The following is a 20,950-nucleotide window of genomic DNA, read 5'->3' as shown; positions in this document are numbered from 1 at the left end:
TATGAGGGATTTAATAATGTCTATGTATTTTCATAGGTGAAAATGACATCTTAGATATTGGATGGAGTTAAAAATTTTTCTAAACAAAATACTAAATAACCAATCAGAACGTGAGGTGAGATACTATGAAGAAAATTCGCAATATGTTAGCTATTTCATTTGCTTTTTCTCTAATGATTCCAGAAACATGTTATGCAGAGAATCCAATAGTACAAACTATTTATACTGCTGATCCTGCTCCTATGGTGTATAACGGTACTTGCTATGTTTATACAGGGCATGATGAGGATGGCTCAACAAACTATACAATGAAAGATTGGAGATGCTATTCTACAACTGATATGGTAAACTGGGTGGATTGTGGATCACCACTTTCTTATTCTACATTTAGTTGGGCTAAAGGTGATGCATGGGCTGGACAGTGTATTCCTAGAAATGGTAAGTTCTATTACTATGTACCTGTAAATCAAAAAAATGGAGGAATGGCAATAGGTGTTGCTGTTTCAGATAGTCCTACTGGACCTTTTAAAGATGCTCTTGGACATCCATTAGCTTCTACTGGTACTGGTGATATTGATCCAACAGTATTTATTGATGATAATGGACAAGCATATCTATATTGGGGAAATCCTAATCTGTTCTATGTTAAGTTAAATCAAGATATGATTTCCTATTCAGGAAGCATTGTAAAGGTACCTTTAACTACAGCAGGTTTTGGAGTACGTACTGGAAATGCTCAAAGGCAAACTTTGTATGAAGAAGGTCCATGGTTCTACAAACGAAATGGAATGTATTACATGGTATATGCAGCTGGAGGCATACCTGAATATATTTGTTATTCCACAAGTACAAGTCCTACTGGTCCATGGCAATATAGAGGGAAAATCATGTCTACTCAAGGCAGAAGTTTTACAAATCATCCAGGAGTAATTGATTATAAAGGCAAGTCCTACTTTTTCTATCATAATGGTGCTTTGCCTGGAGGTAGTGGTTTCACACGTTCAGTATGCGTAGAGGAATTTAAGTATAATGCTGATGGTACATTCCCAACAATAAATATGACAACAACAGGTGTATCTGCTATCAGTAATTTAAATCCATATGTAAAAAATGAGGCTGAAACAATTTGTATGGAATCAGGTATTGAAATAGAAAAATGTAGTGAAGGTGGACAAGATGTAAGTTATGTTGAAAATGGTGATTGGATAAAGGTTAAAGGTGTCAATTTTGGGTCAGGTGCAACTTCTTTTAATGCAAGAGTAGCTTCAGCAAGCAGCGGTGGTAATATTGAACTTCGCCTTGACAGTGTAACAGGTACTTTAGTTGGAACATGTAGTGTTCAAGGTACTGGCGGTTGGCAATCTTGGGTTACTAAATCTTGTAATGTAAATGGTGCAAAAGGAGTACATGACTTATATCTAAAATTTACTGGCGGAAATGGATATTTATTAAATGTTAACTGGTGGCAATTTAATAGTAATGGTTCTGCAAACAAAATGTAATGTATTACATGATACATGCAGCTGAAGGCGTGGTTTCACGCGTTCAGCGTTTGTAGAACAATTTAAATTTAATGATTTAATAGGGGCACAAACTGCCTCTGCATGGAAAAAAATTAAATATTAGTGATTATATGGAGTTTGGTTAAGATGTTAATTCAAACTCATGTTACAGTTTAGAATACAAAATAAAAAATAGTAAGGAGGTTTTAATATGTCAAAAAGAAAATTATTGCTAGGAATAGCTGTTGCCTTTTTATTCACGCAGACTATTGCAATAACTACTCCTAAAGCTCAAGCTTCTTCAACATCAAGTGTTAGCACTCATCAATCTACTTCAGTATCAAATACTGCTCTTCCAACCATGCCACCAGCAGGGTATGACAAGGGGGGGAAGTATCCAGCAGGTAGAGTTCAGGATATAAACTATTATTCACCGGTGACAAAGACTATGCGAAAGATGGTGGTTTACACACCTCCAGGATATGACTCAAATAAAAAATATCCTGTTATTTATGGAATTCACGGTATAGGTTCCTGGCCATCTACTATCTTTGATAGCTGGTGTGTTGGTGCCAGCACTGTAGCTGATAATCTTATAGGTCAGGGAAAAATTCAACCTGTAATAATAGTATCCATGGATAATAATAATGTTGATTCGCATAAAGAATTGTTTAATGCTGTAATGCCATATGCAGAATCACATTATCCAATTATTGCTGACGCTGATCATCGAGGAATTTATGGCTATTCTATGGGGGGAGGAGTAACATTTGCTGAAGGAATTGGACATTTGGATACATTCCATCATATTTGTCCATCTTCTGCAACTCCGTTTAACCACCCTTCTGATAAGGATATGTTCCCAAATGGCGGGGCTGAGGCAAAAAATAAGATTAAGACTTTGCTTCTTTCCTGTGGGACTTCGGATTGGGATGGCTTTTATCCTCCAAACTTAGCAACACATAATTATTGCGCTGCCAACGGAATTCCTCATTATTGGTTGTCTGTTCAAGGCGGAGGTCATGATGGCAGTGTGTGGAGACCAGCTATGTGGAACTTTTTACAACTAGCATTTCCGGCAAATCAAAGCAATAACACACAAAATACTGAAGTACTTAGTGATGGATGGTATTCTATTAAAAATGTTAATGCTCAGAAATATCTTCAGATTGCCAATGATACAGGAAAAGCAACTCAAAATGTTGAGCTTGGAACAAAGTCACAAGCTAAAGGACAAAAGTGGTATCTAACAAATATAGGAGACGGTTACGTAACATTAAAGAGTGCATTGGGAGATTTTATGCTTGATGTAAACCGTGGTGAAGATAAAGATGGAACTAATATTCAGATTTACAATGCATATGGACATGACCCACAAAAGTTTTCTATCAAATCGTCTTCAATAAACGGTGCATATTCTATTGCAACTAAGTGTAGCAATGGAACTAAGGTGCTAGATGATTTTCAATTTGAAACTACTGAGGGTGCTAATGTATGTCAGTGGACTTATACAGGAAGTAATAATCAGCTATGGTCATTTGAACCAGCTAGTTATTAAAATAGGTAATTATTTATTTAAATAAAAGAATTTATCTTATGTTAGGGGAGGATATTAATGAAAAAGTTTATTATTTCAATTATGAGTAGTTTAGTTCTCATATTATCGTTTGGATTACAAGCAAATGCTGCAACACCAGTAAAAATTCCAGTACTTATGTATCATAGAATCGAGGTAAATGCTAATAAAAATGATACATGGCAAATAAGCCTAAATGAATTTAAACAGGAAATGAACTATTTAAAAAGCAATGGATATACTACACTTACCAATGATCAATTTTACAATATTATAACTAAAAAAGCTCCTATGCCAGCAAAACCAATTCTCTTGACATTTGATGGAGCAACATCAGATTTCTATTATAATGCGTATCCTATATTAAAACAATATGGGTTCAACTCTACAGAATTTGTTGTTACAGATCAGATTGGCACATCTTGGGGAAGTCCATCAGATATGATTAGAATAATGACTGAAGAACAATTAAAAACAGTTGCTAAAAACAAAGTAGAACTTGAAAATCACTCTACAACACATGGACATATTGCAAATTTAGGTACTACAGAATTAACAAGAAGAGTAGCTGGTGCAACTAATAAACTTCAAAGTATGACAAACAAACCAGTAGGTTACTTTGCATATCCATTTGGTGAGTCAAGTCCTAATTTTGTTAATGTTCTAAAAAATTTAAAGGTAAAAATGGCCTTTAAAGTAGGTGGAGGACTTGCTACAGATTCTAGTGATTTGATGAATATGCCAAGAATAGGTATTGTGAATACCGATAATATTACAACATTTATAAGGAAGATAAAAACTGGATATTAATTGGTTGGAAAATTCTAAGGAGGTTTTAGTATGGTAAAAAGTAGACTATACAAAAGAAAAGTTTCCTTTAATAAAGTAATGTTTATGTCAATAATAATATGCACTTTGTTGACATTACCTACTTTTAAAGCTAAGGCATATACTTCTGATCTGGGAAATGGAACATATCAAAACCCTGTCATGTATGCAGATTATCCTGATAATAGTGTTATCAAAGTAGGGACAACTTATTATATGTTATGTTCTAGTATAAACTATGTACCAGGTCTTCCTGTTTTAAAATCAGAAGACCTTGTAAACTGGGAGACTTGTTCATATGCATATGATCGTATTGATGTAGGAATGAGTGGTATTGATAAGGCACATGCAGATGCATATAACTTAGTAGGTGGGAAAAATGTATATAGTCATGGAAGCTGGGCACCAAGTTTAAAGTATCATGATGGTAAGTTTTATGCTACATTTTCTTCCCTTGACCTAGGTAAGACATTTGTATGTACAAAGAGTGCTCCAATGAGCTTTGGAGGATGGGATTTTACTGAAATTAAAGGTTTAGGATATGCACATGATGCAGATCTTTTCTTTGATACTGATGGAAGAGTATATCTTATAAATGGTGGATGTAATGTAACAGAGTTAAATTCGGATTGCAAATCTGTCAAGGCTGGAGGGATAAATAAGAAGATTTTTGATGGTGGTAGTAGTCATGATGGTAATAGAATTTTTAAGAAAAACGGATATTACTATATACTTTCAACCCCTGTAAAAGAGAATGGACCTTACCAACGTATAGAGAAAGCATGGAGATCTAAGAGTTTAACAGGGCCTTATGAACAAAAAGTAATTTTAGATGATGGTGGAAATCACCAAGTTTGTATAGTTGAGGATGGTAGCTATAATTGGGCAATCCTTTTTGAGGATAAAGGTGCAGTTGGACGTATTCCAAAGCTTGCTCCTGTTACATGGGTAAATAATTGGCCTATGATAGGTGTAAATGGAAACGGCAAAGTACCAGCAACTTATAAAAAACCAGTAGCAGGAAATGGAATAAAATCACCTGATACAAATGATGATTTTAATGCACAAGGTTATGTACTTTCTCAATGGCAATGGAACCATAATCCTGACAATTCAAAGTGGACTAGCTCTGAACGTCCTGGATGGTTAAGGCTTAAGACTAGTAAAACTACTGATCTTCTTCAAGCAAGAAATACTTTGACACAAAGAATACAAGGACCAACATCTTCAGGATGGGTTAAGATGGATGCAACTAATATTAAATCAGGACAGATTGCTGGATTATCCGCTTTCCATAGTAAGTATGGATATATAGGAGTAAGAAATGATAATGGAACTAAAAAGCTTGTTCAATACAATGTTACAGGCTCAGAAACTTCTATTAATCTTACTAATAATATGGTGTATCTAAAGGTAGACGCTGATTGTAATACTCAAATAGCTAAGTTTTATTATAGCTACAATGGTAATAGTTGGACACAATTAGGTAGTCCTCTTAAAATGGACTTTTTCTATAAATTATGGTTTGTAGGATATAGGTTTGCTCTATTTAATTATACAACGGGTTATGATACTAGTGGTTATGCTGACTTTGATTATTTCAAGTTTAGTTCAACTGCAACTGGTACAGGTGGAGGAAATATTAAAAATAACCTTGCAGTTAACAATATGGAAAATGCATTGTTTAATTTTAAAGAAAACACTAGCAAAACCAATTAATAAAATTAAAAAATAGAGTGGTTTATATCTTATTAAATATATAAAAATTAAGGAGTGATGGTAATGTTAAAATCAAAAGTTATTAAAATCTGTATGGGGGTAGTTACATTAGGCCTTTTATTTTCAGTGGCTGCTCCTATAAATGCTAGTGCAGCAATGTCTAGAAACAAATTTATAGGTAATATAATTGGAAATGGTGTTCCATCTAATTTTTCTAACTATTGGAACCAAGTAACACCAGAAAATGCTACTAAATGGGAAGCTGTTGAGTCAAGCAGAGATAGAATGAATTGGGGAGGTGCAGATACTGATTATAATTATGCAAAGAGCAAAGGCTTTAAATTCAAATTTCATACATTAGTTTGGGGATCTCAAGCACCAAAATGGATAACAAGGATTTCACAAGCAGATCAAAGAGCAGAGATAACAGAATGGATTCAAGCTGCAGGTAGAAGATACTCAGGTTCAGATTTTGTTGATGTTGTAAATGAACCTTTGCATACTCCAATAGATTTTAAGAATGCAATAGGTGGAGATGGTTCTACAGGATGGGATTGGGTTGTTTGGTCATTCCAGCAAGCTAGAAAAGCTTTCCCAAATTCAAAATTACTAATTAACGAATATGGTATAATAGGTAACCCTAGTGAAGCAGATAGGTATGTAAAGATTATAAATATACTTAAGAACAGAGGCCTTATAGATGGAATAGGTATTCAATGTCATCAATTTAATATGGATACAGTTTCTGTAGGTACAATGAGAACAGTTTTAAATAAATTATCAGCAACAGGATTACCAATATATGTATCAGAACTTGATATAACTGGTGATGATGCTACACAATTAGCAAGATATAAAGAAAAATTCCCTGTATTATGGGAAAACCCTAATGTTAAAGGTGTAACACTATGGGGATATATTCAAGGGCAAACATGGAAAGCTAATACTCATTTGGTTAATTCAAATGGTAGAGAACGTCCAGCTCTTCAATGGTTAAGATCATATTTAGCAAGTCATTAATTAATATAATCTAAAGATTTAGTAAAGGGGAGAAATAAAATGATAAAAAGAAAAATAGGTATGTTTGGAATTGGATTAGCAATGTTTTTAGGAGCAATGACTGTAGGGGAGGGTATAACTGCCAATGCAGCAGCAAATCCAAATCCTACTTGGTATGTAGGGTCAAGATGTTTTTATAATGGGCCAACAAATGCGTGGGATGATATTTCTGTTAAGGATCCATCTATTGTTTATGCTAATGGTAAATATCATTTATTTTATACTGGTTATGCTCAAAATGGTACATTCCAGATGGGAACTGCTTCAGCATCAACGATTAATGGTTTAAGAACTGCTCAGCATAAAAAGTTAGACTTAAATGGATCATGGGGACGTAACGGAAGCTATGGAGCACCACAAGTATTTTATATGGAGTCTAAACATATGTGGTATCTTATTTACCAAGGTAGTTTAGGAGCTTGTTATGCAACAACTACAAATATAGATGATCCAAATTCATGGAGTGGACCAAAGTCTCTAGGAGCTAGTGGAAACATGGGCTGGGATTATTGGGTTATTTGTGATGATCAATATGCATATCTTTTCAATACACCATCAGATGGTTCACATAATATTTACTGTCGTAAGACATCTCTTGCAAACTTTCCAAATGGTTGGGGACCAGCTACAGTTGCAGTAAGAGATACTTTTGAAGGGGCTTGTGTTTATAAATCTAAATCTGATAACAAGTATTATATGATAGTTGAAGATATGAAGGATAATAGATATTACGAACTACATCAAGCAAATAGTTTAAATGGTCCATGGACAAAGGTTAGTGAAAAGTGGGCATCATCCCATAATTTATCTTACACTGCAGATAGATGGACAAATCGTGTTTCTCATGGTGAACTACTTCGTTCAGGCATAAATCAAAAACTAGAAATTAATGATATTAATAGAGTTGATTTCTTAATTCAAGGTTCTACAGACAATGCTTATGTTCCTTATGAAAAAATTAAATGGGATCTTGGGATTATAAAAAATTATAAATAATCAAAATTATTTATAATTTCATATATGATTTTGTATTCTGAATAAAATGATTCTGTTAGGTTTTTATGAAAAAAAGCCTAACAGAATGTATAAAAAATAGGGGGAGTAAATAATGAAAACAAAAAAGATAATGTCATTATTAGCGGGTATAGCATTATCTATAAGTATGCTTGTTGGTAATAGTAGTTTTCAAACAGTAGCAAAGGCTGCTCAGGTTAATGTTAATTTAATTCAAAATGGAACTTTTGATACAAGCCTTAAGGGGTGGGGGAATTTCACAACAGATGGAGGTAGTGGTAAAGTTTCGCAAAAAGATGGTGCTCTTAACGCAGAGGTAGAGAACTGCGGAAATGTATCATATGGTATGCAAGTTTATTATGATGGCTTTAAAATGTATAAAAACGGAAAATATCATTTGGAATTTGACATAAGTTCAACAACTGATAGAAAAGTAGAATATACAATTCAACGTAATAGAGGGGATTATCGTTCTTATACTTATGGGAAAATTAATACAACTGGTAAAGTCCAAAAGGTATCACAAGATTTTACTATGACAGAGGACAATGATAAGTCTCCAAGACTTGCATTTAATCTTGGAAATATAGGTGGAGGGAATCTTCCAAAACATTCTATTAAAATTGATAATGTTAAATTAGTTCTTCTTGATGATACTGGAGTAGTTTACGATGAAGACGATGCTCCAAAAGTAGAACAAAAAATTGTCTTAAATCAAGTAGGGTATAAGCCAGAAGAGAAGAAAAAAGTTGTTTTTAGAGCAGCTAGTGCAGATCGTAAATTTAGAGTTGTTTCAACTAGCACAAAAGAGGTAGTTTATGAGGGAGATATTAATGGTTCAATGAATAATAAGGCAGCAGGTGAGACAGACAGATTTGGAGATTTTTCATCTGTAAAAACACCAGGTACTTATACTATTGAGACTGATGGACTAGGTAGTTCTTATAAGTTTACTATAGGACAAGATGTTTATAAGAATGTATTTAAAGATGCAGTAAGATTTTTCTATATGCAAAGATGTGGACAAGAGATACCAGAAAAATTAGGTGGTAAATGGGCACATCCAGCTTGCCACACAGATTTAGCCAGAATATATGGAACAAATCAAAAAATAGATGTATCTGGTGGATGGCATGATGCAGGTGATTATGGACGTTATGTAGTTGCTACTTCAGTAGCAGCAGCAGATCTTTTAACAGCTTACAATGATAATAAAGCTGCTTTTGGAGATGATTTTAATATTCCAGAAAGCGGAAATGGAATTCCAGATGTTTTAGATGAAATAAAATATCAATTACAGTGGCTATTAAAAATGCAGGATCAAACAAGTGGTGGTGTTTATCATAAAGTAACATGTGCGGGGTTCCCAGGTCATGTAATGCCACAGGATGAAAAAGATGAACTTATTGTATGTCCTATATCAACAACAGCAACAGGAGATTTCGCAGCAGTTATGGCAATGGGATATGAAAACTTTAAGGATATAGACCCATCTCTAGCTAAAAAATGTTTAGCAGCAGGAGAAAAAGCTTGGACATATTTAAAAGATAAACCAAATACTCCTGTTTCAAATCCAACAGGTATTGTTACTGGAGCATACGAGGACAAAGATGATAGTGATGAAAGATATTGGGCAGCAGCTCAGCTTTTCAAAGCAACAGGTGACAGTAAATATGATGCTGCATTTAAAGCATTAGAAAATCAAAAGATTAGTTCAGGATTGGGCTGGCAAAATGTTGGTGACTTCGGTAATATGGCATATATATCAGCTAAAGGTGCTGATCAAAATGTAGCTAGAAATATTAAAAATTACATTATAAAAGAGGCTGAGCGTATTGTGCTTTTAGATAAAAATGATGGATACAACATTCCAAGTGGAACAACAGGATATTGTTGGGGTAGCAATATGAATGTGAATAATAATGCTATATTCCTTGCAAAGGCTTATAAGATTATACCTAATGAAGAGTATTTAGATTATGCAAAAGAACATATTAACTATTGCTTTGGTAAAAATTCATTAGGTAAGTCTTTTGTTTCAGGGTATGGTACAGATTCTATGAAGCATCCACATCATAGACCATCTATAGCACAAGAAAAGGCATTGCCAGGTATGATTGCAGGTGGACCAGATAGTGCTTTAGAAGATTCAGTAGCATTAGCTAGTTTAGAAGGACTACCTCCAGCTAAATGTTATATTGATAATCAAGAAAGTTATTCTACTAATGAGGTAGACATATATTGGAACTCACCATTTGTTTGTGCTATGGCAGAAGTTGATAGACATTAGATAATGGAGAATTAAGGGGGATAAATTAATGAAAAAAAAGATTTTTAATATTTTATTTATAAGCTTAATGTTTTTAACATTCTTATGGGTTTCACCAAGCTTTGTATTAGCAGCGTCTAACCCAACTATGCCACCATCAGATTTTGACAGATGGAAAGGTAACATTTCACATGGTACAGTTAACTATATTTATTATCAGTCTACAGCAACAAGAAGCCAAAGAAGGGCAAAAATTTATTTGCCACCAGGGTATTCAGCAAGCCAAAAATACAGTGTAATGTATTTATTGCATGGTATCGGTGGAAGAGATGATGACTGGACTAATGGTGGCGGAAGTGCCAATACTATTGCTGACAATCTCATCGCATCAGGGAAAATTAAACCTTCTATAATAGTAATGCCAAATTGTAATGCAACTGGAGCAGGGGTATCTGATGGTTATGAAAACTTAACTAACGATTTGATAAACTCTCTAATACCTTATGTAGAAAAGAATTACTCTGTTTACACTGACCGTACTCATAGAGCAATATCTGGTCTTTCAATGGGTGGTGGACAATCATTCAATATCGGTTTACAGAATTTAAATTCATTTGCATATATTGGTGCATATTCTGCAGCTCCAAATACTCATTCAAATTCTCAATTATTCCGTGATGGTGGAACTGCAGCAAAGAATCAATTAAAACTTTTATTTATTTCCTGTGGAACTAGTGACAATCTTATTAATTTTGGTACAGGAGTACACAACTTCTGTGATTCTAAAGGGATTCCTAATACTTATTGGCTTCTTCCAGGAAGAGGACATGACTGGAGTGTTTGGAAACCAAGTTTGTGGAATTACCTTCAAATGTTAGATCAATCAGGATATAATGGTGCTTCTTCTAGCGGTAATCCTACTGGAGGAAACAGCACTACAATGGGAAATACCGTAACATTAAATGATGGATGGTATTATATCAAAAATGTTAATGCTCAAAAATATCTTCAAGTTGCAAGTAACGTAGGAAGAGCAGGTCAAAATGTTGAACTTCGCACAGGTTCAAGAGCTAATGGACAAAAGTGGTATTTAAGAAATGTAGGAAATGGATATGTAACATTAAAGAGTGCATTAGGTGAATATATGCTAGATGTAAGTAATGGAGAAAATAGAGATGGTGCAAATATTCAAATTTACAATGCATATGGACATGATCCACAAAAGTTTTCTATAAAATCTTCTTCAACAAATGGCGCATATGCTATTGCAACAATGAGTAGTAATCAAACTAAGGTGTTAGATGATTATAACTTTGGAACTTCTGATGGTACCAATGTTTGTGAGTGGACATATGGAGGGCATAATAATCAGTTGTGGCTATTTGAAAGGGCTAATTAGTAATCAAGCGGTTCGTTAATAAAATACACCAAGTTTAGTATTTCGCTAAACTTGGTGTATTTGTATTTGCAATTTGACTAGTAGTCATGCCTAAATTATAATATGTTTAGTTATAGCTAACTTCGTGAATTTAATATTTGAACTAAGGAGGAATAAAGTTGGAGAGGAATATGAGTAGTGGAAAAAGAAAAAACAGTAATATAGCAACTTGCATATTAGTGATTTTTTCTGTAGGTTTTTTTATAACTTATCCATTTCATGATAGTTTTTTAGGAGGATTAATATCAAGTCTTTGCCTAGCTGCTATGATAGGGGGCTTAGCAGATTGGTTTGCTGTTGTAGCCTTATTTAGAAAACCATTAAATAGTAATTTATTAGCTAAGTTATTTAGGACAGAAATAATACCTAAAAATAGGGAGCGAATTTTTGATGCCTTGGTAGATATGGTAGAAAGTGAACTATTAACTAAAGAAAGCATTATGAACAAACTTGGAAAAATTAATCCATCAGAAGACTTAAGTAAGTTAATTAAATCTAATAAAAAGAAAGATTTAATTATTATATTAGATGATATTTCTAAAGAAATACTTAGTAATGAGAACTTAAGTAAGGCTAAGGATTTTAAGGGCGAAGTTATAAAATCAGTAGATCTTTCAAATATTATTTTACAAACTTTTAATTGGATGTGGAATAACGGATATAAGGAAAAAATTACAGACATATTAGTAGATAAATTAGAAGAATTATCTAAAACTTATGAAACAAGAATGTTTGTTAAAGATGTTGTTCTTCAAATATTGGAACTTAATAGAGGAAGTTTCTTAATTATGATTTTAGGGTTTTTTATTAAAGGAAACTTAGATAACATAGCAAAAACTCTTCAAAAGAAATTAGTAAGTTTTATAGAACAAATGAAAAAGCAAGAAAGTAGTGAAAGAGAAGAAATACAGTCATTTATAATAAAGCAAATTGATAGATTAAAAGAAGATGAAGAATTAAAAGATAAAATAGAAAATTGGAAAAATGAAAGGCTAGAAAAGATTGAAGAAATAGCTATGGAATATTTGTTAAAGCTTAAATCAGAACCTAATAATACTTTTAAGATTATAGAAAATATATTAAATAGGCAGTTAGAGTCTTTTGTTAATGATATTGATAAACAAGCAAAGTTTAATAATGCCATAAATAGCTTACTTGAAAAAATGGTTGAAAGAAATCACCATAAAATAGGATTGATTATTAAAGAGAAGTTAGATGGGGTAAGTGGTGAGGAACTATCAAATATGATAGAGCCTATCATAGGTGATGATTTGCAGTTAATTAGAGTAAATGGTTCTTTAGTTGGAGGACTAGTTGGAATAATAACGTATATGATGACATTTTGGATAGTATAGGAGCGATGGACATGAATTATAAACGTAAAGCAAATATAGCCCTTGGCATTTCACTTATTTTATTTTGTGTTTCAGTAATATTAAGGTATTTTTATAGAGATATATTTATATTTAAATTGATGATATTTGTATCAGAAGCCTCTTTGGTAGGTGGTATAGCTGATTGGTTTGCAGTTACAGCGCTTTTTACAAAACCATTAGGTTTTCCATATCATACTGAAATAATACCAAGAAATAGACAGTCTATTATAAATTCAACAGCAGGTTTAGTTGAAACAGATTTGCTAAGCAAAGAAACATTAAAGAAGCAAATAGACAAGATATCTGTGGTGGAATATATATTTAAGTATGTTCAAGATAACAAAGATATAAAAGCAGCAGTTGTTAAAAAGATTTTGGACTATATATATGAAAAAAATATAGATAAAATAGCGGAGTATATTGAGAATATCATTAAAGAAGAGGGAAAAAACATAAATTTATCAGATAGATTTAAAGCTTTTATAGAAAATGAATTCGCATATGAAAATAGAGTAATATGGGCACAAAATTTTCTAAATAAACTTTCTGAAGAAGAAGGTGACAAAAAGATATTGGCCTTTTCTAAAAGGATTTTAGCTAGTAAAGATGAAGGCTCAAGCTTTTCATTACAAAGCTTGCTTAGTAAATTAAATATATCAGTAGCAGAAGATTTAAGGGATTTAATAAAAAGTCAGCTTGAAAAAATACTTACAGATCTTATGAGTGAAGATAGCATAATTTCAGAGGCTTGTAAAAATAATATAATTAAAACCATAGAGATGGTTGAACTTTCACCAGCTTCAATTGAAGAATGGAAGGCTGATCTACTAGAGAAAACAGATTTTAAACCAATTATAAAATCACAACTTCCATCATTAATAAATGAAGCTATTATAAGTAATTTGTTAGAAAAAATATGGGACTATTTAAAAGAAAGTAAGTCCATTAAAACTGCCATAGATAATGGAGTTAGGGAGATAATATATAGTATTTTAGAGAAAAAACATAGTGTAATAGGAAGTATTGCAAAGGATACTTTAAATAGTTTTACAGATGAAAAGTTAAATAAGTTTATTGAAGATAAGGCAGGGGAAGACTTGCAGTGGATTAGAATAAATGGTTCAGTACTTGGAGGATGTATAGGTCTAGTACTATTTGTATTTTTAAATTTAGTTTATGAACCATATGTTGTACCAATCATAAGGGGACTATTATTTTAATTAATTATATTTTTAAACAGATGGTAAAGAAATAATAAATACATTTTCAGATTTTTGCAGTTTGATGTGGCTGATTTATAAAGTCACATTAAACTGCATTTTTTATAGCTTTTATTAAAAAATAGTGAAAATTCAACGAAAAGATTAATTATTTATAAAACAACAATATTTTACATTTATAATAAAATTTACATGTTATAATTTAAAGGAGGAAATCGCTATCTTTTTAAGCAAGGAGGGTCATAATATGTGTCAAACTTAACTTTTACAAAATAACTATTTTATAAATAAGCATAAAATATATTAAAATGGAGGGGTTATTATGAAAATACCACATAGAATTTATCTTACGGAGGATCAAATGCCAAAACAATGGTATAACCTAAGAGCAGATATGAAGGAACTACCAGATCCTATGTTAAATCCAAAGACTTATAAACCAGCAACGGAAGAAGATTTATATCCTGTATTTTGTACTGAACTAGCAAAACAGGAATTAGATAACACAACTTGTTACATAGACATTCCAGAAGAAGTACAAGAATTTTATAAGATGTTCCGTCCTTCACCATTAATAAGGGCATATAATTTGGAAAAGGCTTTAGGAACACCAGCTAAGATTTATTATAAATATGAAGGAAATAATACTTCCGGAAGTCATAAATTAAATTCAGCAATTGCTCAAGCATACTATGCGAAAAAGCAAGGATTAACAAGTGTTACCACAGAAACTGGGGCAGGTCAATGGGGAACAGCTTTAGCTGAAGCATGTAGTTATTACAATATTCCTCTTACTGTTTATATGGTGAAATGTTCCTATGAACAAAAGCCCTTTCGTAAATCTATTATAGAGACCTTTGATGGGAAAATAGTTCCAAGTCCAAGCAATACTACAAATGTTGGTAGAGCAATATTAAAGGCAGATCCAACTACTAGCGGAAGCCTTGGCTCTGCAATTTCTGAAGCAGTAGAAAAGGCTGTTACTACAGAAGGCTGTAGATATGTCCTTGGTTCTGTATTAAATCAAGTAGTTCTTCATCAATCCATAATTGGATTAGAATCTAAGATTGCTATGGAGATGATCGATGAATATCCTGATGTGGTAATTGGATGTGCAGGGGGAGGGTCAAATCTTGGAGGACTTATAGCTCCATTTGTACAAGATAAATTGACTGGAAAAGCTAACCCTAGAATAGTTGCTGTAGAGCCTGCATCATGTCCATCTTTAACTAGAGGGCGCTATGCCTATGATTATTGCGATGTTGGTAAGATTACTCCGTTAGCAAGAATGTATACTTTAGGATGTAGTTTTGTTCCATCAGCTAACCATGCAGGGGGCCTTAGATATCATGGTATGTCACCAATTGTTTCGAAATTATATCATGATGAATATATGGAAGCTATATCAGTAGAGCAAACAAAAGTATTTGAAGCAGCAACTTTGTTTGCTAAGCAGGAAACTATTCTTCCTGCACCAGAGTCATCTCATGCTATATATGGAGCTGTTTTAGAAGCATTAAAATGTAAAGAAACTGGAGAAGCTAAAACAATTCTTTTTGGACTTACAGGGACAGGCTATTTTGATATGATGGCTTATGAAGCATATTTAAAGGGAACAATGAAGGATTATATTCCAACAGAAAAAGATTTAGAAAAAGGATTTTCAGAATTGCCTATTATCCCTAAGAATTAGTAAAAGAAGCTATGAAGAAGTGTGATTTTATTAAATAAAGTCACACTTTTTTCAATTAAAGACGGTATTCTTAATTATGTTGTGCGCTGGCAGTCAGATAAAAGTATAACTCTTGAGAAACGTAAAAAGTAATTAGATATATAAAAAAGCTCAAGTAAATACTTATCCTAGTATTTACTTGAGCTTTTTTAGTTTAAAGTATTCTATTTATTAGATACCTGAATTTCTGATTTATTTAAAAGATCATTAGTGTCTTTTAAGTATGTTTCTAAGACATAAGTTCCGTTAGGAACAACTCCACCATTACTAGTTACATAAGATTTTGCAGGCTCCTTACTTTGAGCTGATGTAATGTCTAGTTCTGCACTTGTTACTGTTTTGTCACCATTTTTATCTTTCCATACAAATAATATTTTTGTTGCATCATCAGGTACATTTTCAAAATATACTCTTCCATACAAACCATTTGTATTTTGGTATGAACTTACTGTCTCTTCATTTTTGTAATTAGATTCATATCCATTTACAAATTCAACCTTAGATACTTTTGTAGAATTGCTTTTATCAACTCCATTTACTGTAGTCTTGTAACTACACCCAATTAGTTGAAAAATAACTAATCCTAAAATCAATGGGAACATAAACAACTTTTTGTTTTTCATTCATTATACCTACCTTTAATTATTTTATTTATAACAAAAAAGAAGTTATATAATGTATAGATTAACTTCTTGATTGCTTTTCAAAATTAAGTATTGTTCTAGTCCCACCTAGTATATATATACTAACATAACATGAATTTTGTGGCAATTGCCTATGTTTAACTCTTGTAATAATCTTCAGCGAGAAGTGCATACATGGAAGCATCACAAATTCCTTGATTATTTATATCTGCTTTACGTAGTGTTCCTTCATATTGCAAACCACATTTTAACATGACTTTACCGGAATTTGGATTTCTTGGATCATGGCGAGATTCAATACGTTTAACTTCAACTTTTTCAATTAAAAATGGAATGATTCCTTTAAATGCCTCAGAAGTTATACCTTTATTCCAACATTTTCTTCCTACACAGTATCCAACATGCACCATATCAATTTCTTCATCCATATGAACAACACTAATAGTACCAATAGGTTCCAAAACATCTTCTTTTAGTACAATTGCCCATTGATAAAACCTACTGTCAGAATAATTATTAATCCAGTTTGATAATGTATTTTCTGCTGCTTTAACAGATGTCAGTGCTGGCCAAGTCAAATATTTTGTTACCTCTGAGTCATTTGCCCAGTTGTTAAACATAGCCTTTGCATCTGATATGTAAAATTTACGTAATTTTAATCTCTCTGTTTCTATTTCTACAGTTCCTAAATGATTCATAGAATAGCCCCCTTTTTCATATTTTATTAGGATTTTCAAGATATTTCAAACAAAATCAACTTAATAGCTTAAAAATAGCGTACTTTAGAGTTTTTCTTTTTCCACATCCATGTACAAATTCTATATTTTCTTCATGCTTTATAGCATATAGTTATATAATAGAGATTTAGCAGAAGTTTTAATTGATAAATTTTATCTTATAGTTATATAATTTTTTTGTAAGCTAATGTTTTTCATCATACATTAATTTTACTATAAATTCCTTGCTCTTCGGAGCCTGGAATTTATTTTTTTGCATAAAAATGGAGCTGTGCACTAATTATTTAGTGCGGACAGCACCTTTTAATTTTGCCAAAGTAACTTTTAGCGAAATTGAGACCTTAATTATTTAACGACAACCAGTTTGGATAAGTTTTTCTTTCCAAACATCGCAAAAATCAAAGAAGTTATCAGGAGCGATATTTATGCTGGTTTTATCTTCCATAGCTTTTTGGGTAAATTCTTTTAATTTATCTATAAATCCTAAAAAGTCATTATTATTAGTATTATCACTTTTTAAGTTAAAGTCTGGAACAGATATTCCTTCATCCCTCATAAAAATCATTAAATTATTTACATAGAATTGCATAGTACCGCAAATATCCCCTCCACATTCTACAGTACCAAATTCTTTACAAGTTTCTTGAAGAGCATCATATGCTTTTTTAGTATTAATTATAGTTTTGTTCTTTTGTTCTATTTCAATAGTATCCGAAGTATTCGAGCTTCTATTCTCAGTCTTATTAGTCTGATTTTTAGTTGTAAGATTCGTAGTATTAGTAACTGATTCGTTTTTAATATTTAAGCTATTCATATTATTATAAGTACTTATGTTGTTCATTTTTGCTTATTCCTCCCTGTATAATTATATATACTTTTTATCGCTTATGGTATAAAAAACTTTAATTTTATTTTTCTTCCAAATATGTTGAATAACAACTTATGTAGCAATATTGTGTATAATGTGTGAAATTAAAATATTATGGATGGAGATGTATATGCTAAAGGAGATCAAGCAATAGCTACATATACAGGAGAAACTTATAGTATAAACACTACTAATGTTGGTATTCAAGTAAAAACTGTAGGTGGACAAGGTTCTACTGCTATATGGGTAGATGGTAGTTATGTTCCTGATAATGGACATTTATTAGCTTATTCTTATCATGGGAACACATATTTACAAACATTTCTAGTTAAGAACTTATCGCATGGTACTCATAGAATACAAATTAGAGTATCTATGCCAACTGGAACAAATGTGAAAACAGATTATATTTTTGTGACTGTTTAATATAGCGAAATAGAAAATGGGCTGTCGCATTAGCGTTTCAAAAATGCTAATGGACAGTCCATTTTTTTATATTTTATTGAGATTTTCAAGATGTTTTCAAACAAAATCAACTTAATAGCTTAAAAATAGTGTACTTTAATAAGTCTTTATTTTTAATGACTTTTTTAGTCATCAGAGTTTTAAATGTTTAAAATTAAGAGTATGAAATTTATTTTTTACATAAAAATGAAGCTGTCACACTGATTATTTAGTGCGACAGCCCTTGTTATCTTTAAGGCCTATATTGACAATTATACTAAGGTAAAGTATACTAAAATTCTAATAATAAACCATATTATAACATATAATCAATAAAAAGTCAATAGATTTAAAAAAATTTTTATAATAATTCGAGGGGGAATAAGTAAATGAAAATAGCTAATGGAGTTGAAATGCTTGAAATAAATTCTAATATTATGGGAATGGACAGTGTTATTAACCCAACACTAATATGGGACAAGGATACAATTATGTTAGTAGATGCTGGATATCCAGGACAATTGTCTAAAATTCGTGAGGAAATAGAAAAGACAGGGATAGAATTTAACAAATTAAATAAGGTTTTGCTTACTCATCAAGATATTGATCATATAGGAAGTCTATCGAGTATATTGGAGTCTTTACCTAATGAGGTGAAAGTCTTTGCTCATATAGAAGAAAAAGCTTATATAAATGGGGAAAAGGTGCCAGTTAAGCTTGCTGAGCTAGAAACTAAACTGAAAAATGGGGCAGAAGAGCTTAAAATGATATACGAAAAACTTAAGACTGGCTTTGAAAATTGTAAAGTAAATATAGATAAGACCTTGACAGATGGTGAAGAATTACAATGTTGTGGTGGAATTATAGTAATTTTTACCCCAGGTCATACCCCAGGGCATATTAGCTTATACCTTAAAGAAAGTAAGACACTTATAGCTGGAGATCTTTTGATGGTTAAAAGTGGGAAGCTAGTTGCCTTTCCTGATTCTATTAATTTTGATAATAATTTAAACGAAAAGTCATTAAAAAAACTTTTAAAATATGATATAGAAACAGTGATTTGCTATCATGGGGGCATATATAAAGGTAAAGTAAATGAGCGTATTGAAAGAATTTTAAGAGAGTAATATTAAGTGACAGTTTAAAGGGTTGTAATATATGTATTAAAAATATACCACTTACTATGAATAACTAACCACTTACCTATAACATATAGACAATGGGAAAAGCAGTTAATATAATAAAAATGTGGGGAGTGAAAATATGAAAATACGAATTGAATTAGATACTAAAATTGAAGAAGATGAAGTTATTATTAGATGTAATGAATTAAGTGAAGAAGTCAAAAATATTCAAGTTTTTCTTGAGGATATGTTGTCAAAAAAGAAAAATATAACTTTTTACAGAGGAGATACTGAATATTATCTTTCATTACAAGAAGTGTTGTTTTTTGAAACTGATGAAAATGGGATTTGCGCGCATACCATAGATAATATTTATAATGTAAAATATAAACTTTATGAACTTGAAGAGTTTTTACCAGGATACTTTATGAGAGTTTCAAAATCAACAATTTTAAATACTAATCATATTTACTCCATAACACGAAGCATATCATCATCAAGTAAAGTGGAATTTCAAAATACTCATAAACAGGTATATGTTTCAAGATATTATTATAAACCATTAAAAATCAAGTTATTAGAAAAGAGGAAATGATATGAAAAAAGATAGGATTTTTTGGGGGATAGGTTTTATATTGCTAGGGGTTTTCTTAGTTATAAATAGGCTAGGATACTTCCCAGATGTAAATGTATTTAGTTTATTGTTCACAGTTTTTTTAGTATTAGTTATAATAAAAAGTTTGCTAAGACTTAATTTTCCAGGTGTTTTATTCCCTTTGGCATTTATTTGTATAATGTATGATAATGAATTAGGGATTACCGGTATTACTCCTTGGACTGTGCTTATAGCAGCATTGTTTGGTAGTATAGGGCTATCAATGATTTTTAACAGACATCATAAATGGATTCATACAAAATATAATTCTGAAGATTATAAGTTTGAAAAGATTGATGTAGAAGATGATAGCCATGTTAGATGCAAAAGTTCCTTTGGTGATAGCATAAAATATATAAATTCAGATAATTTTGAGCAAGCTGATTTAGAGTGTTCTTTTGGAGCTTTGAAGGTGTATTTTGATAATGCAACTATGGCTAATGGGAAGGCTGTAGTTAATATTAATGCTTCTTTTTCAGGAATAGAATTATTTGTACCAAGATCTTGGAATATAGATGATAGAACTCATGTGTTTTTAGGTGGTATTAGTGAAAAAAATAAAAATGACAGGCAAACAGAAAATACTTTAACATTAGTTGGTGATATTTCCTTTGCAGGAGTAGAAATAATTTATATCTAATTTATTATAATTAAAGAGAAGCCTATATCTTATTTTGTGTAACGATTTAAGATATAGGCTTTATTTTTAAAAGATATATCTTTAATAGAATAATTTTGATAGAAT

At 31.7% G+C, this 20,950-nt stretch carries 18 protein-coding genes; 15 read left to right on the top strand and 3 right to left on the bottom strand.

Translation table 11 applies throughout. The features are described 5' to 3' along the window. The first annotated feature begins 125 nt into the window (after window positions 1-125). The 11 genes from H9661_RS12975 (at window position 126) to H9661_RS12920 (ending at window position 15,694) form a co-directional block, all read left to right on the top strand. Entirely contained in the window at window positions 126-1,502 is a 1,377-nt protein-coding gene (locus H9661_RS12975; RefSeq protein WP_191769218.1) for a glycoside hydrolase family 43 protein, read from the top strand. Between the two features lie 211 nt (window positions 1,503-1,713). Beyond that, entirely contained in the window at window positions 1,714-3,060 is a 1,347-nt protein-coding gene (locus H9661_RS12970; RefSeq protein ID WP_143316536.1) for an RICIN domain-containing protein, read from the top strand. Between the two features lie 57 nt (window positions 3,061-3,117). Then, window positions 3,118-3,888: a polysaccharide deacetylase family protein gene (locus tag H9661_RS12965; protein WP_143316535.1), complete on the top strand. Its 771-nt coding sequence runs from the start codon at window positions 3,118-3,120 to the stop codon at window positions 3,886-3,888. 30 nt (window positions 3,889-3,918) lie between these two features. Next, the gene (locus H9661_RS12960) at window positions 3,919-5,625 is read left to right on the top strand and encodes a glycoside hydrolase family 43 protein (protein ID WP_191769216.1); all 1,707 of its coding nucleotides are present in this window, start codon (window positions 3,919-3,921) and stop codon (window positions 5,623-5,625) included. Window positions 5,626-5,688: 63 nt separating this feature from the next. Continuing rightward, window positions 5,689-6,645, top strand: a complete 957-nt coding sequence (locus H9661_RS12955) for an endo-1,4-beta-xylanase (RefSeq protein WP_143316533.1) — start codon at window positions 5,689-5,691, stop codon at window positions 6,643-6,645. Between the two features lie 39 nt (window positions 6,646-6,684). After that, window positions 6,685-7,680: a glycoside hydrolase family 62 protein gene (locus H9661_RS12950; RefSeq protein WP_191769214.1), complete on the top strand. Its 996-nt coding sequence runs from the start codon at window positions 6,685-6,687 to the stop codon at window positions 7,678-7,680. Between the two features lie 112 nt (window positions 7,681-7,792). Next, on the top strand, window positions 7,793-9,988 hold the full coding sequence (locus H9661_RS12945) for a glycoside hydrolase family 9 protein (RefSeq protein ID WP_191769212.1): 2,196 nt from the start codon (window positions 7,793-7,795) through the stop codon (window positions 9,986-9,988). Between the two features lie 28 nt (window positions 9,989-10,016). Next, complete coding sequence (locus H9661_RS19680; protein WP_243240432.1) at window positions 10,017-11,366, top strand: alpha/beta hydrolase-fold protein; 1,350 nt, start codon at window positions 10,017-10,019, stop codon at window positions 11,364-11,366. Window positions 11,367-11,524: 158 nt separating this feature from the next. Next, window positions 11,525-12,760 carry a DUF445 domain-containing protein gene (locus H9661_RS12930; RefSeq protein WP_191769210.1) on the top strand — a complete coding sequence of 412 codons (1,236 nt, stop codon included), beginning with the start codon at window positions 11,525-11,527 and terminating at the stop codon, window positions 12,758-12,760. Window positions 12,761-12,771: 11 nt separating this feature from the next. Beyond that, window positions 12,772-14,001, top strand: a complete 1,230-nt coding sequence (locus H9661_RS12925; protein ID WP_191769208.1) for a DUF445 domain-containing protein — start codon at window positions 12,772-12,774, stop codon at window positions 13,999-14,001. 319 nt (window positions 14,002-14,320) lie between these two features. Continuing rightward, window positions 14,321-15,694 (top strand): TrpB-like pyridoxal phosphate-dependent enzyme, encoded by a 1,374-nt coding sequence (locus tag H9661_RS12920; protein WP_191769245.1) that lies wholly within the window; start codon window positions 14,321-14,323, stop codon window positions 15,692-15,694. 203 nt (window positions 15,695-15,897) lie between these two features. Here the strand turns inward: H9661_RS12920 and H9661_RS12915 are convergent, their stop codons facing one another. From H9661_RS12915 to H9661_RS12905, 3 genes are all read right to left on the bottom strand, one after another. After that, window positions 15,898-16,356: a hypothetical protein gene (locus H9661_RS12915; protein WP_191769206.1), complete on the bottom strand. Its 459-nt coding sequence runs from the start codon at window positions 16,354-16,356 to the stop codon at window positions 15,898-15,900. A gap of 158 nt (window positions 16,357-16,514) precedes the next feature. Next, window positions 16,515-17,075, bottom strand: coding sequence for a GNAT family N-acetyltransferase (locus tag H9661_RS12910; protein WP_191769204.1), 561 nt, complete (start codon window positions 17,073-17,075; stop codon window positions 16,515-16,517). A 388-nt stretch (window positions 17,076-17,463) separates the two neighbouring features. After that, window positions 17,464-17,955, bottom strand: coding sequence for a hypothetical protein (locus tag H9661_RS12905; protein ID WP_191769202.1), 492 nt, complete (start codon window positions 17,953-17,955; stop codon window positions 17,464-17,466). A 141-nt stretch (window positions 17,956-18,096) separates the two neighbouring features. On the opposite strand from H9661_RS12905, the gene H9661_RS12900 reads away from it, so the two are divergent. The 4 genes from H9661_RS12900 (at window position 18,097) to H9661_RS12885 (ending at window position 20,845) form a co-directional block, all read left to right on the top strand. Next, window positions 18,097-18,408 carry a hypothetical protein gene (locus tag H9661_RS12900; RefSeq protein ID WP_191769200.1) on the top strand — a complete coding sequence of 104 codons (312 nt, stop codon included), beginning with the start codon at window positions 18,097-18,099 and terminating at the stop codon, window positions 18,406-18,408. Window positions 18,409-18,815: 407 nt separating this feature from the next. Then, window positions 18,816-19,553 (top strand): MBL fold metallo-hydrolase, encoded by a 738-nt coding sequence (locus H9661_RS12895; protein WP_191769198.1) that lies wholly within the window; start codon window positions 18,816-18,818, stop codon window positions 19,551-19,553. A gap of 136 nt (window positions 19,554-19,689) precedes the next feature. Continuing rightward, window positions 19,690-20,145 carry a LytTR family DNA-binding domain-containing protein gene (locus H9661_RS12890; protein ID WP_143316521.1) on the top strand — a complete coding sequence of 152 codons (456 nt, stop codon included), beginning with the start codon at window positions 19,690-19,692 and terminating at the stop codon, window positions 20,143-20,145. Between the two features lies 1 nt (window position 20,146). Next, the gene (locus H9661_RS12885; protein ID WP_143316520.1) at window positions 20,147-20,845 is read left to right on the top strand and encodes a LiaF transmembrane domain-containing protein; all 699 of its coding nucleotides are present in this window, start codon (window positions 20,147-20,149) and stop codon (window positions 20,843-20,845) included. Window positions 20,846-20,950: the final 105 nt, after the last annotated feature.

It is taken from the genome of Clostridium cibarium (assembly GCF_014836335.1).
Classification (GTDB): domain Bacteria; phylum Bacillota; class Clostridia; order Clostridiales; family Clostridiaceae; genus Clostridium; species Clostridium cibarium.
Note: the sequence above shows the minus strand (reverse complement) of the source record. Positions and strands in the feature narration are given on the sequence as shown.

Coding starts and splice junctions, on each gene's coding strand:
- H9661_RS12975 (WP_191769218.1), top strand. CDS start 126: ATGAAGAAAATTCGCAATATGTTAGCTATTTCATTTGCTTTTTCTCTA.
- H9661_RS12970 (WP_143316536.1), top strand. CDS start 1,714: ATGTCAAAAAGAAAATTATTGCTAGGAATAGCTGTTGCCTTTTTATTC.
- H9661_RS12965 (WP_143316535.1), top strand. CDS start 3,118: ATGAAAAAGTTTATTATTTCAATTATGAGTAGTTTAGTTCTCATATTA.
- H9661_RS12960 (WP_191769216.1), top strand. CDS start 3,919: ATGGTAAAAAGTAGACTATACAAAAGAAAAGTTTCCTTTAATAAAGTA.
- H9661_RS12955 (WP_143316533.1), top strand. CDS start 5,689: ATGTTAAAATCAAAAGTTATTAAAATCTGTATGGGGGTAGTTACATTA.
- H9661_RS12950 (WP_191769214.1), top strand. CDS start 6,685: ATGATAAAAAGAAAAATAGGTATGTTTGGAATTGGATTAGCAATGTTT.
- H9661_RS12945 (WP_191769212.1), top strand. CDS start 7,793: ATGAAAACAAAAAAGATAATGTCATTATTAGCGGGTATAGCATTATCT.
- H9661_RS19680 (WP_243240432.1), top strand. CDS start 10,017: ATGAAAAAAAAGATTTTTAATATTTTATTTATAAGCTTAATGTTTTTA.
- H9661_RS12925 (WP_191769208.1), top strand. CDS start 12,772: ATGAATTATAAACGTAAAGCAAATATAGCCCTTGGCATTTCACTTATT.
- H9661_RS12915 (WP_191769206.1), bottom strand. CDS start 16,356: ATGAAAAACAAAAAGTTGTTTATGTTCCCATTGATTTTAGGATTAGTT.
- H9661_RS12910 (WP_191769204.1), bottom strand. CDS start 17,075: ATGAATCATTTAGGAACTGTAGAAATAGAAACAGAGAGATTAAAATTA.
- H9661_RS12905 (WP_191769202.1), bottom strand. CDS start 17,955: ATGAACAACATAAGTACTTATAATAATATGAATAGCTTAAATATTAAA.
- H9661_RS12900 (WP_191769200.1), top strand. CDS start 18,097: ATGGATGGAGATGTATATGCTAAAGGAGATCAAGCAATAGCTACATAT.
- H9661_RS12895 (WP_191769198.1), top strand. CDS start 18,816: ATGAAAATAGCTAATGGAGTTGAAATGCTTGAAATAAATTCTAATATT.
- H9661_RS12890 (WP_143316521.1), top strand. CDS start 19,690: ATGAAAATACGAATTGAATTAGATACTAAAATTGAAGAAGATGAAGTT.
- H9661_RS12885 (WP_143316520.1), top strand. CDS start 20,147: ATGAAAAAAGATAGGATTTTTTGGGGGATAGGTTTTATATTGCTAGGG.